At 38.1% G+C, this 14120-nt stretch carries 11 protein-coding genes, 5 tRNA genes and 1 pseudogene; 10 read left to right on the forward strand and 7 right to left on the reverse strand.

Annotation, left to right across the window (positions count from 1 at the left end):
* Nucleotides 1–202: 202 nt before the first annotated feature.
* The 4 genes from xseA to ACWIX0_RS05725 form a co-directional block, all read right to left on the reverse strand.
* Nucleotides 203–1462, reverse strand: coding sequence for an exodeoxyribonuclease VII large subunit (xseA, locus tag ACWIX0_RS05710; RefSeq protein ID WP_454172710.1), 1260 nt, complete (start codon nt 1460–1462; stop codon nt 203–205).
* Between the two features lie 20 nt (nt 1463–1482).
* Nucleotides 1483–2649 carry an RIP metalloprotease RseP gene (gene rseP, locus ACWIX0_RS05715; RefSeq protein WP_454172712.1) on the reverse strand — a complete coding sequence of 389 codons (1167 nt, stop codon included), beginning with the start codon at nt 2647–2649 and terminating at the stop codon, nt 1483–1485.
* A 108-nt stretch (nt 2650–2757) separates the two neighbouring features.
* The gene (gene pgsA / locus ACWIX0_RS05720) at nt 2758–3339 is read right to left on the reverse strand and encodes a CDP-diacylglycerol--glycerol-3-phosphate 3-phosphatidyltransferase (RefSeq protein WP_454172714.1); all 582 of its coding nucleotides are present in this window, start codon (nt 3337–3339) and stop codon (nt 2758–2760) included.
* 232 nt (nt 3340–3571) lie between these two features.
* The gene (locus ACWIX0_RS05725) at nt 3572–3901 is read right to left on the reverse strand and encodes a hypothetical protein (RefSeq protein WP_454172716.1); all 330 of its coding nucleotides are present in this window, start codon (nt 3899–3901) and stop codon (nt 3572–3574) included.
* Nucleotides 3902–4152: 251 nt separating this feature from the next.
* Between ACWIX0_RS05725 and ACWIX0_RS05730 the strand changes: the two genes are divergently transcribed.
* The 10 genes from ACWIX0_RS05730 (at nt 4153) to ACWIX0_RS05775 (ending at nt 12448) form a co-directional block, all read left to right on the forward strand.
* Nucleotides 4153–6111 (forward strand): DNA polymerase III subunit gamma/tau, encoded by a 1959-nt coding sequence (locus tag ACWIX0_RS05730; protein ID WP_454172718.1) that lies wholly within the window; start codon nt 4153–4155, stop codon nt 6109–6111.
* Nucleotides 6112–6795 carry a tRNA (adenosine(37)-N6)-threonylcarbamoyltransferase complex ATPase subunit type 1 TsaE gene (locus ACWIX0_RS05735; RefSeq protein ID WP_454172719.1) on the forward strand — a complete coding sequence of 228 codons (684 nt, stop codon included), beginning with the start codon at nt 6112–6114 and terminating at the stop codon, nt 6793–6795.
* 191 nt (nt 6796–6986) lie between these two features.
* A complete protein-coding gene (lptB, locus tag ACWIX0_RS05740; protein WP_454172721.1) occupies nt 6987–7715 on the forward strand; it encodes an LPS export ABC transporter ATP-binding protein in 729 nt (242 codons plus the stop codon).
* Between the two features lie 18 nt (nt 7716–7733).
* Complete coding sequence (locus tag ACWIX0_RS05745; RefSeq protein ID WP_454172723.1) at nt 7734–9071, forward strand: RNA polymerase factor sigma-54; 1338 nt, start codon at nt 7734–7736, stop codon at nt 9069–9071.
* 20 nt (nt 9072–9091) lie between these two features.
* Nucleotides 9092–11569 (forward strand): endonuclease MutS2, encoded by a 2478-nt coding sequence (locus ACWIX0_RS05750; protein WP_454172725.1) that lies wholly within the window; start codon nt 9092–9094, stop codon nt 11567–11569.
* A gap of 251 nt (nt 11570–11820) precedes the next feature.
* Nucleotides 11821–11911 (forward strand) — tRNA-Ser (locus tag ACWIX0_RS05755).
* A gap of 56 nt (nt 11912–11967) precedes the next feature.
* Nucleotides 11968–12045 (forward strand) — tRNA-Pro (locus tag ACWIX0_RS05760).
* A 51-nt stretch (nt 12046–12096) separates the two neighbouring features.
* Nucleotides 12097–12173 (forward strand) — tRNA-His (locus tag ACWIX0_RS05765).
* 54 nt (nt 12174–12227) lie between these two features.
* Nucleotides 12228–12304 (forward strand) — tRNA-Arg (locus ACWIX0_RS05770).
* A gap of 67 nt (nt 12305–12371) precedes the next feature.
* A tRNA-Arg gene (locus ACWIX0_RS05775) sits at nt 12372–12448 on the forward strand.
* 107 nt (nt 12449–12555) lie between these two features.
* Here ACWIX0_RS05775 and nusB read toward each other — a convergent pair.
* The 3 genes and pseudogenes from nusB to ACWIX0_RS05790 form a co-directional block, all read right to left on the reverse strand.
* A complete protein-coding gene (gene nusB, locus ACWIX0_RS05780) occupies nt 12556–12960 on the reverse strand; it encodes a transcription antitermination factor NusB (RefSeq protein ID WP_454172727.1) in 405 nt (134 codons plus the stop codon).
* 59 nt (nt 12961–13019) lie between these two features.
* Nucleotides 13020–13490: a 6,7-dimethyl-8-ribityllumazine synthase gene (gene ribH / locus ACWIX0_RS05785; RefSeq protein ID WP_454172729.1), complete on the reverse strand. Its 471-nt coding sequence runs from the start codon at nt 13488–13490 to the stop codon at nt 13020–13022.
* Between the two features lie 120 nt (nt 13491–13610).
* Nucleotides 13611–14120: pseudogene (locus ACWIX0_RS05790) on the reverse strand (hypothetical protein); the annotation flags it as partial.

The following is a 14120-nucleotide window of genomic DNA, read 5'->3' on the forward strand; positions in this document are numbered from 1 at the left end:
GCGGATTTGCGCGTGGCTTTTTTGTCATTTTTTGCAAGTTTTTGTATTTTTTTGCAAGAGAGTCATTTGCAAAAGGTTTATAAAATCTTTTGCAAAATGCGTGTTTTATGAGCTATTCGCGCTTAGCGTTGATTTGGTTGATTTTGTGTCGCGCTTTAGTTGTGCTAGTTGCGTTTATGAAAATCCACAAAATATTGCTTTTCTACTTATCCTTATCTAGCAGTCTTGCTTTTGCTTCTATATTGCCATCACAAAGCTCAAACTCATCTCCTACTTTTAAATCACACAAAGGCTTTATATCGCCTTTTTGTGAGATTTGGGCATAGCCTGCTTTGATTTTAGATTTTGGATTTTGCCCCTGCATAGCTTGCTTTAGAGAATCTAGCAACATTTTTTTTTGTCTAAACACAACATCTAGGCTAAGATTTTGCTTAAATAAATTTAGATTTTGACTTTTTTGTCGCAAGATAGCCCAAAAAGTGGAATTTAGCAAATCTTTATGCGTAGCGATATGCGTAGCGCATTGCTTTAGCTTTGCTTCATAGCTTATGGACTCATACAATGCGGACAAATCGCGCAAAGTCGCACCTGCTTTTTGCAAAATCTTGCCAAAACTAACATCTAGGGCTTGTGATAAATCATCAAGCCTTAAAAGCCATTCTTTTTTGTCGGGCAAAATCATCTCCATACACGCGCTTGGCGTAGGAGCGCGTGCATCTGCTACAAAATCGCTAATCACAAAATCGATTTCGTGTCCTACGGCTGAGATGATGGGCGTGCGTGCGTTAAATATCGCTTCGGCTACGATTTCTTCATTAAACGCCCATAAATCCTCCATACTCCCCCCACCTCTGCTAAGCACGATTATATCAAACGCTTCACTACTTCCATAAAAACTATCAGCTAGCGCGATATTTTGAGCGATTTTGTGCTTTGCCTCTGCGCCTTGCACGAGCGTGTCAAACACCACAAAATGCACTAGATTCCACCGATTTTGCGCCACGCGGAGTATGTCTTGGAGGGCTGCGCCATTTAGCGAAGTAAGCAGGGCTATTTTTTTGGGGAATGTGGGCAGAGGTTTTTGGGCTTTGGATTTTGCAAAATAGCCTTTTGATTCTAGCGTTTTTTTTAGCTCCTCGTATTTTTGTGCTAGCTCCCCTTGCCCGCTTTGGTGCATACTCTCAACGATGATTTGGTAGCTACCTCTTGGTAGATACACGGTTAGCGTGCCTTTTAGCTCGACTTTTTCGCCATTTTGGGGGGTAAATTTTAATCCCTTAGCATTCCCTCTAAACATCACGCAAGATATGATGCTTTTTTCATCTTTTAGACTAAAATATAAATGCCCGCTACTATGCAGGGTAAAATTGCTGATTTCCCCCTCCACTACGACAGATAAAAATGTCGTTTCAATAAGAGATTTTATCTGCGCATTTAGCGCGCTTACAGAGAATGCGGGCATTGACTAAACCGATAAAATCTCTAAGGCTCTATGCGTGGCAATGCTTGCAGGGAGTCTGGGAAAATGCGCGAAAAGTCATTATAAAGTCCTAGTAGCATAAGCCCTAGTAGCAAGCTCCAGCCCGCAATCGTAATAATATAAAGCACTTGTTCGTTTATAGGCTTTTTGCTTAGCCCCTCATAAAGCGTGATGAGCATTTGCCCGCCATCAAGTGCTGGGATAGGTAGCAGGTTTAAAACCGCTAGATTTATAGAGATTAGTGCCACAAGCAAGCCAAATGCGACAAACCCGCTAGGTGCAATATCTGCCATAATATTTACAATCCCTACCACACCGCCTATCTCCCCTAGCGGAATCACTCCTAAAACTAGCTTTTTGATTCCCTCAAAAATCATCACAGAAGATTTTTTGCATTCATCAAGAGCAAATGCAACTAGCCCAAATCCACCAAACTTTTGCTCGATGACTTCGCCTAGTGGCGTTATGCCAATGATGGGGCGAGATATTTCTTCGTTAAACATATTTTTGGTTAGGGTGATTTGCGGGGCGATTTTGATTTCTAAAATCTGCTGCGTGGCATTGGAATCTTTAATTGTAGAATCATTTTTTTGAGAGATTTCGCTAGATTCTCTTTTTATCACAAAGGTTAATTCTGCTAGTTTTTTATCCCCATCTTTTATTTCTTTAGCATTTGCAATGGCTATGGCTATGTCCTCCCAAGAGTGTATTTGCTTGCCATCGATGGATAAAATCACATCGCCTTTTTGGAGTTTTGCCGCGCTTGCAGGGGAATTTTCTTTTGGGGTGTCTAGTTTTGGGGATAGTGTTTTTACCCCCATAGTGCCTACGATTAGGTATATGATAAATGCCAAAATAAAGTTAAAAAATGGTCCAGCAAATAAAATTAACATTTTTTGATACGCAGGCTTTGTGCTAAAGCTATCATTTGCGCTATCTTTTTTTAGCGGGTCTAAGTCATCTTGCCCTTTTAGCTTTACATAGCCACCTAGCGGGATAGCAGAAATCGCGTATTTGGTTTGCCCGATTTTTTTGGTCAAAATCTTTGGTCCAAACCCTATGCTAAAGACTTCTACACATACGCCAAAATATCTTGCTACGCAAAAATGCCCTAGCTCGTGAAAAAAGATTAAAAAACATAATGCTAAAAGTGCTTCTAAAAAACCCATAATGCTCCTTAAATTTGTGTTTGATAAAATGGCTATAAACTAGATTTTGCGCGTTTTTGCAAGATTTTTTAAAATCTTGTGAGAATCCACCAAGACTTCATCAAAAATCTACAAAGCCCTGTAATATTTGACCGTATAATCTATGCCAGAATATAGCGTGATAAAAGTCGCTAACCACAAAAGCACCTCACCGCCCGGGAAAAAATCCGCTAGCAAAAACGCAACCGCAGCGATTTGCACACCTGTTTTGTATTTGCCTAAATTGCTTGCTTTGATAGAAATGCTAGATTTTGTTTTGCTAGATTGTGGTTGTTTGGAGTTGGATTTTGCAGAAGCGACTACTACGCGCAAACCCGTGATAAAAAACTCCCTGCTTAAAATCATAAACACTGCCCACGCATTTGCCCTGCCAAGAAGCAATAACCCAATAAACGCGCTTAAAATTAGCATCTTATCTGCTAAAGGATCAAACACTGCGCCAAAAGTGGATTCTAAGGCAAAATTTCGCGCTATGTAGCCATCAAAAAAATCCGTAATGCTCGCTATGCAAAAAATCAAACACGCGACATAATTTGCCCAGCTTTTATCCACCCAAGATGGCAATACCAAATCACTATGTAGCAAAAAAAAGAGTAAAAAAATACTTAAGATAATGCGACTAATGGTAAGAAAATTTGGCAGAGATTTCATTTGGTTGCCTTGCTTAATTATGTGTTGTTTTATGTATTTGTGGTAGTTAGCGTTGCTAAAAAGCATAAGCGAAATCTTATCACAAGAAGTTTTAATAAGTTTTTAACTTATCCAAGAAAAACGACTCAATAAAAAACGCGACTAAAAAAAAAGACTAAAACATAGCCAAATAAACAATATGGCTATGACAATTTAATAATATTTTTTAGCTTTTATTTAGTTTTATTTAGCGTTATTTTGCTTCCACGAGGTTGCTAAATGCAGCGTCATTTGATAGCTTTGTGGCGATTTGCATAAGCGAAGTGGCTTCTTTTTGCAAATCTTTAATGGTGTATTTGTCAATAAAAGGACATAGCGTTTGTAGCTTTTTGTAAATCTTAGTAGGCATTTTTGTGCGAATTTTTTGCAGTTGAAAATGCGTGATATTTGGGAGGGTTTTAAAGATTGATTGCAAATCTTTAGTAGAAATGTTGTAGCTGTGAATGTTGTTGATTTTTTGGGATTTTTTAGATTTTGGATTTTGGTGCTTTTTTGCTTTTGTGTTTGTTTTTGCAGTTGTCATTTGTATGCCCCTTTGTTGCTAGTTTAGTTTGTGATTTTGCATTAAGCCTTTTTAAGCTGTATAAGCGGTTTTTACGCAAATTTTGACTTAAAACTTGATTAGAAAGAATATCGCTCCTAAGAGCCAACATTTTATCGTTTTGTTGCAAATGTTGCAAAAATGTCATTATAATTTCAACTTATTTTTTATTGATTTAATTAAATTTTTTGCATTTTTGCGTGAGATTTTGTAGCTAAAATTAAGGAGAATCTATGTCGCTTGCCCTAGCCCTTAAATACCGCCCACAGCTATTTTGCGACCTCATAGGACAAGAAGCGATTTCTAAAACGCTAGGAATGGCATTAGATAAAAATCGCATTGTGCACGCATATCTTTTTAGCGGGCTTAGAGGCAGTGGCAAGACAAGCTCGGCTAGGATTTTTGCGCGGGCTTTGGAATGTGAGAGGGGACCCATCTCTACGCCTTGTGGGGAATGTGATATTTGCAAGGCGACATTAGAGGGGCGAAATATCGATATTATCGAAATGGACGCTGCTTCAAATCGTAGCATTGATAATATCCGCGATTTGATTGAGCAAACCAAATACGCCCCCGCAATGGCACGATTTAAAATCTTTATCATTGATGAAGTCCATATGCTGACAAAAGAGGCTTTTAACGCATTATTAAAAACTCTTGAAGAGCCTCCGCCGTATGTGAAATTTATCCTTGCGACTACTGACCCGCTAAAACTTCCTGCTACGATTTTATCACGCACGCAACATTTTCGGTTTAAAAAGATTCCACATAGGCTTGTTGTGGCGCATTTAAAGATGATATTGCAAAAAGAAGAAGTAGGATATGATGATGGTGCGCTAGAGATTATCGCTCGCTCTGGCGGGGGGAGTTTGCGAGATACGCTAACGCTAACTGATCAAGCGATAAATTATTGCGATAAATTTTTGACGACACAGCAAGTAACCCAAATGCTAGGCGTGGTGGATCCTCAAGTGTTGAGTGATTTTTTTGGGAGTATTTTGCATAATGATGAGGAGGGGCTAAAGAAAAATTTAGAAACGCTAAGCGAATATGAATGCGAAATGATAATCGATGAAATGTTGCTTTTTCTAAAAGACGCGCTTTTTGGCGGGAATAAGGATTTTCCTTTGCTACTTTTGGATAGATTTTTAGGGATTTTATCGCGGGCAAAATCCCTGCTAAATCTAAATCCAGATGGTGGGTTTGTCCTAACGCTTATAAGCCTAAAAATGCGCGAGGCAATGAAGCTAAGAGATATAAATGAAGCGATAAATTCACTAGAAAAAACTACTTTTTCTAACAATCTAACCAAAGCAAACACGCTAGATTCTGCCACAAGCCACACGCAAAATCTAACCCAAAATATTACACAAAATAACGCGCAAAATCTAGCGCAAGAATCTATGCAAAATAAAGCTAGCAATACCCAAAATCCCCCAAATATCACAAATGATAACGAGCAAGATTTTAGCACGCAATCTATGTCAAATCCTACCCCACAAAATATAGTGCCTACAAATATGCCAAACCAAAATCTATCTAGCAACCTAGATGGCAACCTAGATAGCGCAAAATTTGATGAACTAATCAAAAAGATTTATGACCGCTCTTTTGAGTTAGGCGAAGTTTTTAGCGCGTGCGTGGAGTTTGAATGCGTGAAAGAAAATGTGCTGTATTGGAAATCTAGCCCAAATGAAAGCCAAAAAGAGCAACTAACGCGTGGATATGCCGTCATAGTCGCGCTTGCAAAAGAGATATTTGGCGAAACAATAGCGATAAAAAACACCACAAAAGATAGCAAGATAAATGATACAAATCCTAGCAAACACGAAAACAACCCACCAAATCAACCCCCAAACCAAAATCCAAATAACATAACAGAATCTACCCCAAAAGAAAATACGCAAGAATCTAACTTACAACAAGATTTTGCAAATATGGATTCTAGCAATGCGGATTTTGGCAATTTTGATTCAAGCAAATCTGTGGAATCTAATGAAGAAAACGAGACACAATCTAATGAGCTAAATGAGCCAAATAAAGCAGAATCTAACTCCAACGATTTAGCAAAATCACAGCTCCAAACTCAACAATTTTTAGCCCAAAATAAAGAGCTAATAGATAGCATAAAGCAAAATTTTGGTGCGACACAAATGCATATAAAAAATGACGAACAACCAAAAACAACATAAATGACAAACACAACACAAAATCTAGCACATAGCTATACGCAAAAAACAACGACACAAGATGTGAAAAATACCGACATTTTTTGCGCAAATGTGGCAGATATAGAATCAATCGCTAGTATGATTTTGGAGAGAGGGGAGAGGATTTTTGTATTAAGCGGTGCGGTAGGAAGTGGCAAGACTACGCTAGTGCAAGCTGTGCTATCGCTTATGCAAAAAAAGCAAAATCTACATAATAACAAAAACGCAAAAAAAAATAGCGCGAAACAAAGCGTAAAAACAAGTAGCAAAAAAAATAGTGTGGATTTTGAGGATTTTGCTTTGGTGCGTGCTAGCTCGCCTACTTTTGGGATACGAAATGAATATGGCAAAATCCATAGCCAAAATCAAGCAAATAGCATAAACTATGGCAGTGTATTTCATTATGATTTGTATCGCATAGATTTGGACTATGTGCTAGAGCTTGGGCTTTTGGAATGGCTAGATGAGGAGGGGTGGCATTTTATCGAGTGGGGGGAAGAAGCAGTGCCTTTGCTAAAGCAAAATGGCTTTGAATGCGTAGAAATCATTATTAGCGAGGATTTAGATGAGGTTTTGCAACACAACAAAAAATCACAACATATCAAAAATCTATCCCAAACCCTAACGCCAAAAGATTCTAAAAGATTTTATAGATTTTTATCATAAATGCCAAAACAGGACTAAAAAACACAAAAAACGCCACAAATTAAAACAACGCAGTTATAATAACAAGCAATTTTTGTTCTTATATACTTATTTGTTTCGCATTTTTTACAAATCATTATCAAGCATTACAAATCAATATCAAAAACCAAAAAAACCACAAAAAATACTTACAAAAAGCACTAAGGAAGGCGATGGGAGAGCATAAGCTAGAGGCAAAAGATTTAGCCAAGCATATCAAAAAAACAAAAATTGTCAATGGTATCTCTCTTTTTGTAGAAAGTGGCGAAGTAGTCGGACTTCTAGGACCAAATGGAGCGGGAAAAACTACGACTTTTTATATGATTTGCGGGCTTTTAGAGCCTAGCTCTGGGGGGGTGTATTTAGATGGGGAGGATTTATCAGCATATCCATTGCACAAAAGGGCAAATCTAGGCATAGGCTACTTGCCACAAGAATCTAGCATTTTCAAAGATTTGAGTGTGGAGGAAAATCTAGCACTAGCAGCGGAAGCGACTTTTAAAAACGCCAAAGCAGCCGCACACAAAATCGAGCAAATGTTAGAAGCATTTAACATAGAACCTATACGAAAGCGAAAAGGGCTAAGCCTAAGCGGTGGGGAGAGACGGCGTGTAGAAATCGCCCGCGCACTGATAAAAGAACCAAAGTTTATTTTACTTGATGAGCCTTTTGCAGGGGTGGATCCAATCGCTGTGATAGATATTCAAAAGATTATCCAAAAGCTTGTAGATATGGATATAGGCGTGCTTATCACCGATCACAATGTGCGTGAGACATTATCAGTATGTCAGAGAGCCTATGTGATAAAATCTGGCTCTTTGCTTGCAAGTGGAAGTGCTGATGAAATCTACCAAAACGCCCTTGTTCGCCGTTACTATCTAGGCGAACATTTTAGGGCGTAGCAAGACTTAGGGGACAAAATGGCGCAAGGAGCGATTCGCCTACGGCAAAATATCAAAGGCAAATTATCTACTACGCTTAAAAGCTGGTTGCCCATTTTGCAGGGGGATTTATCCGAAGTGGAGGAAATCCTAAAAGATTGCGCTATGCAAAATCCATTTATCAACATAAAAAATGCTAGAGAAGAGGATTTTGGCAAAATAAATAAAATAAGCAAATCTAGCAAGCAAAGCAATAGCATAGCCACAAAATCTAGCATAAGCGAGAAAATCGAGCAGCTAACTATCGCAAAAGATAGTTTCTATGAAAATCTAAAATCTCAAATTAACCCCCCGCTTTTTCCTACGGATATTTCTCAACAAATCGCATTTGATATTATTGAGGGGATTGATAGCGAGGGGTATTTTAGGGAGGATAGTGAGGTTTGTGCTAAAAGGCTTGGTGTGGAGGAAGCGGAGTATGAAAAAATCCGCGCTAGATTTTGCTATCTTGAGCCACGCGGAGTGGGGGCAAAAGATGTGCTAGAGTCATTTTGCTTTCAGCTAGAATCTAGCGGGGCAGATAATGACACTTATGAGCTTTGCACGCAAATAATCCACAATCTAAGCGCGCATACCCAATACAAAAAAAGCCCTTTTTATGAAGAGGCGATGAAAATCATACGAAGTTTTAAAAATCCCCCCGGATTAGATTTTGACTATGAGGACTCGTATAAAATCCCCGATATTTATGTGCTAGAGGAGGAGGGAAATATCATCGTAAAAAGCAATGATGAATACTACCCAATAATCGAGCTAGAGAGACAAGAATCTAGGCTTGAGACATTGCAAAACAACCGCAGTGCAAATCTCACAAACGAGGAAAAAGACACCCAAACCTACATAAAAACCAAAATCAAAGAAGCGCGCGACTTGATAGATGCCCTAGAAATGCGCAAAGCAACGATTAAAAAAGTGGGGCTTATGATAGTGGATTATCAGTATGATTTTTTTATGGGAGGGGAGATGAAGCCTATGAAGCTAAAAGATATTGCCGAAGAGCTAGGCTATGCTCCAAGCACTATTTCGCGTGCGATTTCTAATAAATATTTAGAATGTCAAAGGGGGATTTTCCCTATAAAGAGCTTTTTTACCACCGCGATTGAGGGCGATGTAAGCAATGCTTCAATCAAAGATTTTCTAAGCGAAATCATCAAAGGCGAAAATCGCAAAAAACCGCTAAGCGATTTGAAAATCCTAAAAATGATAGAGGAAAAATTTGAGCTAAAAATCGTGCGCAGGACGATAACTAAGTATCGAAAACAGCTTAATATCGCAAGCTCAAGCGAGCGCAAAAAGCTATATGAAATCGGGTATTAAATCACGCTTTATGCAAAACTATGCAAATGCTAAATACACAAAATACACAAAATACGCAAAATAACGCAGATTTTTGTCAAAATCTAAATGCTAGCACAGCAGAAATGCTAAATGATTTTTTGTCTTTGCATAATAAAGCAGATTCTAGGCTAATCAAACAGCTTGATTTGGAGGGGTTTATCTGCGATTTTAGCGCGTTTTTGGCACGAAAAAAGCCTATTTATTTGCAAGGGGATTTTGGGCTATACAAAAAGATTTTAGATGAGTTAGATTTCGCGTTTTCTAGCATATCTTTGCCTACTATCCCACGCGTAGAATCCCTAGATTTAGCATTTTTGCATTTAAGCAAAAATGGTGTTTTGCATTTAAACCAAATCTTTAACATAGCTAAGATTTTGGGATATTTTTCTTTGCTTCAAAAACACGCTCAAAAAAACCCACAAATCTCCCCACAAAGTAGCCTAAAACAATGGCTAGATAAAATCATTTTCCCGCCAAATTTACTAGAATCAATGTTAATTTTTACCCAAAAAGGCGAGATAAAAGATGGCATTTTTTCTCAAATAGATTCCATAAAATCTAATCTTAACAATGTCGCCTCACAGATAAAAACCGAGCTAACTTCGCTGCTAAATTCTCCTAAAATCGAGCCATTTTTGGTGGATAAACAAGTGCATTTTATTTATGAATGCCAATGCCTTTTGCTAAAAGCTGGATTTAGCAAAATCCTAAATGGCAATATCTTAGAGCGCACGCAAGCGGGGTATTTTTATGTCCTGCCAAGTAGCATAAAACAGCTTTATGAAAAGCAAAATTCTTTGCGTGATTTGCTTGAAGTAGAGATTGCTAAAATATGTGAAAATCTATCGATTTTGCTAAAAGGGAACTTGCATTTTTTGAGCTTTATTGATAAAGAATTTGATAAATTTGACTTACTTCAAGCGCGCATAAAATTTGCAAAAGAGCATAATTTAGATTTTATCTCACATATCTCACAAAGCCCACAAAATCCACATAAAACACACAATCAAAACAAGCATAATAAAGATTTTAGCCACGATTTTGACACAATCATTTTGCGTGATTTTTGCCACCCGATTTTATCAAATCCAAAGCCTATAAATATCACATTTGACAAAGGTGCGCTAATCCTTACAGGCGTAAATGCAGGTGGCAAAACAATGCTTCTAAAATCTATTTTAAGCGCAGCATTTTTAGCAAAACATTTCTTGCCGATGAAAATCAATCCGCACAAAAGTAAGATTCCGCATTTTAAGCGCATTTATGCCATCATATCTGATCCGCAAAATACCAAAAATGATATTTCTACTTTTGCGGGGCGTATGATAGAATTTAGCCAAAATCTAGCTAAAGAAAATATGCTTTTAGGAATCGATGAAATCGAGCTAGGCACAGACGCTGATGAGGCTAGCTCGCTTTATAAAGTCCTGCTAGATGAGTTATTAAAAAAGCACAATAAAATCGTGCTTACCACGCACCACAAACGCCTTGCTTCGCTTATGGCTGGGGATTTGCGCGTGCAAATGAGCGCGGCACTTTTTGATATTGCGCTAGGCAAGCCTTTGTTTGATTTTATGCACGGAAGTATCGGCAAAAGCTATGCCTTTGAGAGCGCGGAGCGATATGGGATTTCACCACTTTTGCTTGAGAGGGCAAGGGAGCATTATGGAGCGGACAAAGAGAGGCTAAATGAGCTAATAGAGCAATCTAGCAAACTAGAAATAGAGCTAAAATCTAAAAATGAGCAAGCTTCAAAAGAGCTAGAAAATCTAGCAAAAAAACACCAAGAATATGATGAGTTAATATTGTCATTAAAAGAGGATTTTGCAAAAAAAGAATCTAGCTTGCAAGAAGCCTATAAACAAGCTCTAGACGCGCTAAAACAGCAGGCAAATACAATGAGTGAAGCGCATAGAAATATCAATAATGCTCATAAGATTTTGGATAATTTTTATGAAAAAAATAATAATGCAAAAAATAGTAATGCAGAGCAAAATCTACATAAAAACAACGACTACAAAAAAGGCGATAGCATAAAATATAATGGCAAAAAGGGCAAAATCTTGGAGGAAAAAGATAGGCTTTTTGTAATCGAGCTAGATTCTGGTATGCGACTAAAAGTGCAAAAAAATTCTCTAAAATCGCATTCTAGGCATTTACCAAGCCATAAGCTAGAAAAAGATACAAGCCCAAATCTTATCAAAAAAGGCTATACGCTTGAGAGCGTGGCAAGGGGGGCAAGTCCTAGCCTTGATTTGCACGGATTTCGCGCAGAAGAGGCGATAGAGGCTATGGAGGATTTTATCTCGCAAAGTTTGGTGGCTGGGTTTGATGAGGTGGCGATATGCCACGGGCTAGGTGGAGGAGTGCTAGCAAAAATCACAAAAGAATTTTTAAGCAAACACCCAAAAGTAGTTAGCTTTGGCGATGCGCCCGCCAATCAAGGCGGAATGGGCGTAAAAATCGTTCGCTTGTAGGATTTGTCAATGAATTTTGCAAAAATAAATCTGCATAAAACGCGACATAATCTAGGAAAAATAACACAAACACAATGCAAAATATAGCCAAAATCTAGTAACGAGTAACCAAAAATCTATGATATTTAAGGTATATTTTATGCAGTATAGAGTAAAATCACAGCTTTATTTTTTGCAAAATTTTGTAAAAACGAGTTTGACAGATGTTGCTTTTTTGCCTTTTTTTGTTTTAGGGCGATTTTTTCTAGTAGGGACAGATGGGTGAGTGGCTGAAACCACACCCCTGCTAAGGGTGCAGATCTTAATCGGGTCTCGAGGGTTCAAATCCCTCTCTGTCCGCCATTTTTGGCTTTTTGTTCTTTGTATTTTTTTTGCTAGTTTTTTCTAGATTCAAATATCGGGGCGTAGCTCAGTCTGGTTAGAGTACTTGGTTTGGGACCAAGGGGTCGAAGGTTCGAATCCTTTCGCCCCGACCATTTGAAGTTTTTTGATTTTTTTTGTGTTGTTGATATATTGAATTTTTTGTGGTGGGTATAGCTCAGTTGGTTAGAGCATCAGTTTGTGGCACTGAGGGTCGTGGGTTCGAGCCCCATTACCCACCCCATTTACTTTTGACTTCTTGTAGATTCTTTTATACATTATCAAATTATTAGATTTTGCGTTCGTAGCTCAATTGGATAGAGCATCAGACTTCGGATCTGAGGGTTAGGGGTTCGACTCCCTTCGGGCGCACCAGCAAAAAAAGCCTTAAAGATAAAGTCTTAAAGTTTTTAGGATTTTGGTTATGACTTTGCTAGATTTTGCGCCTATAGCTCAGCTGGATAGAGCAACGGCCTTCTAAGCCGTAGGTCAGAGGTTCGAGTCCTCTTGGGCGCACCACTTTTGATATGATATTACGCTTCTTAAAACTTTTCCAAATCCTATAAACATTGCTTTATAAACGATTCAAAAAAACACCCCGCATAATACCCCCACAAAAATACCACCTAATCTTGCTTTACTTTTTTGATTTTATCTAGCACGCCATTTATGAGCTTTGTCGCATTTTCATCAGCATAGTGTTTTGCTAGTTCTAAGGCTTCATTGATTACGATTGCGGATTGCGTGCTAGTGTGGGCTATCTCATACGCACCAAGCCTTAGTATGCTTTTTTCCATTTGCCCTAGTCGCTCAAAATCCCATTCTTGCAGATTTTGCGCTAGTTCAAAATCGATCGTTTCTAAATGCTCCATAACTCCGCTAAAAAGCCCGAGCGCAAAATCTTTTTGCTTATTTTTGATTTTGCGAGATTCTAGGAAGCTAGGTGCAAAATCTTTTGTGTCTGCATTGCCACTTTGATATGCGTATAATAGCGCGATTACCGCTTCTCTAGCGTGCGTCCTAGTCGCCATTTTGTGCCTTTTTTGTGGGGGTAGATTTTGCTATGTTAAGCCAAAATTAGCCTCAAAATCTACACTTTTAATTCCGCATAAAGACTTAGCAACTCTATAAGCGAACTCATCGCTTCAAAGCCCTTATTTCCAGCTTTAGAGCCTGCCCGCTCGATTGCTTGCTCGATATTATCCGTGGTTAGCACCCCAAAGCTTACAGGCATTCCGTATTTTAAAGTCGTATTTGCTATGCCCTTTGTCGCTTCTGCACTCACATAGTCAAAATGTGGCGTCCCACCACGGATAATCGCGCCAATCGCACACACACCATCATATTTTTTGCTAGCCAAAATCCTATCAAGCACAAAAGGTAGCTCAAACGCCCCTGGTACTAAAATCAAGTCCAAATTTTTCGCATTTCCGCCGTGTCTAAGAAAGCTATCTTGCGCTCCTTCTATAAGTCTATCGGTTATGATATGGTTAAATCTAGAGCATATAATTGCGATTTTTTCACTGCCTTTAAGTAGGATTTTCCCTTCGATTTTATTCATTTTTTCTCCTTATTTTTAGTTTTTTTGAGTTTAAGTTATGGTGTTTATAGGAGTTGCAAAATCAAAATTTTACACTATTTTATTTTGATTTTATTTTGTATTTTTGCATTTTGTTAAGGCTCAAGACAACTTAAGCGGTTGATTTCTTATCATTTTTAGCAAGATTTTATACAAATCTTGCTTTTGTATTTTGACATTTCAATGCTACTGCTAGCCTTATATCTAAATTCTGTTTCTTTTAAATGAAGCAAAAAAACTCTCTTTTTTGATTCATTTAATTTAGTAAGTCTATGCTCTGCATAGCCACTTTTGCTTGTAGTTGCAAGTGAAATGAAGTAAAAAAGTTTTCGATACCATTTATGTGATTTTTACCTAACGCAAACTCATTTTTGTTATGTTTTACTCGTTAATGTGCTTTTGCCACTTTTGCTTGTAGTTGTAAGCGTAAGCGAAACAAAAAATCCACTAGCCCATCATAAGCCCCCCAATCATCATACAATTTTGCACTATAAAATTCTGTCTCATTCATATTCCTTAAATCTCGTATTATAGGCAAAAGCTCATCTGCCAAGCAATGCTTTACAATTTGGGTATAAACACAATTATTTCGTTTTAGCATACCTTCTGCTT

Source organism: Helicobacter sp. T3_23-1059, from assembly GCF_053654515.1.

Bases quoted from the DNA above. Each gene is read 5' to 3' on its own strand.
- xseA (WP_454172710.1), bottom strand. From the start codon at position 1,462: ATGCCCGCATTCTCTGTAAGCGCGCTAAATGCGCAGATAAAATCTCTT.
- rseP (WP_454172712.1), bottom strand. From the start codon at position 2,649: ATGGGTTTTTTAGAAGCACTTTTAGCATTATGTTTTTTAATCTTTTTT.
- pgsA (WP_454172714.1), bottom strand. From the start codon at position 3,339: ATGAAATCTCTGCCAAATTTTCTTACCATTAGTCGCATTATCTTAAGT.
- ACWIX0_RS05725 (WP_454172716.1), bottom strand. From the start codon at position 3,901: ATGACAACTGCAAAAACAAACACAAAAGCAAAAAAGCACCAAAATCCA.
- ACWIX0_RS05730 (WP_454172718.1), top strand. From the start codon at position 4,153: ATGTCGCTTGCCCTAGCCCTTAAATACCGCCCACAGCTATTTTGCGAC.
- ACWIX0_RS05735 (WP_454172719.1), top strand. From the start codon at position 6,112: ATGACAAACACAACACAAAATCTAGCACATAGCTATACGCAAAAAACA.
- lptB (WP_454172721.1), top strand. From the start codon at position 6,987: ATGGGAGAGCATAAGCTAGAGGCAAAAGATTTAGCCAAGCATATCAAA.
- ACWIX0_RS05745 (WP_454172723.1), top strand. From the start codon at position 7,734: ATGGCGCAAGGAGCGATTCGCCTACGGCAAAATATCAAAGGCAAATTA.
- ACWIX0_RS05750 (WP_454172725.1), top strand. From the start codon at position 9,092: ATGCAAATGCTAAATACACAAAATACACAAAATACGCAAAATAACGCA.
- nusB (WP_454172727.1), bottom strand. From the start codon at position 12,960: ATGGCGACTAGGACGCACGCTAGAGAAGCGGTAATCGCGCTATTATAC.
- ribH (WP_454172729.1), bottom strand. From the start codon at position 13,490: ATGAATAAAATCGAAGGGAAAATCCTACTTAAAGGCAGTGAAAAAATC.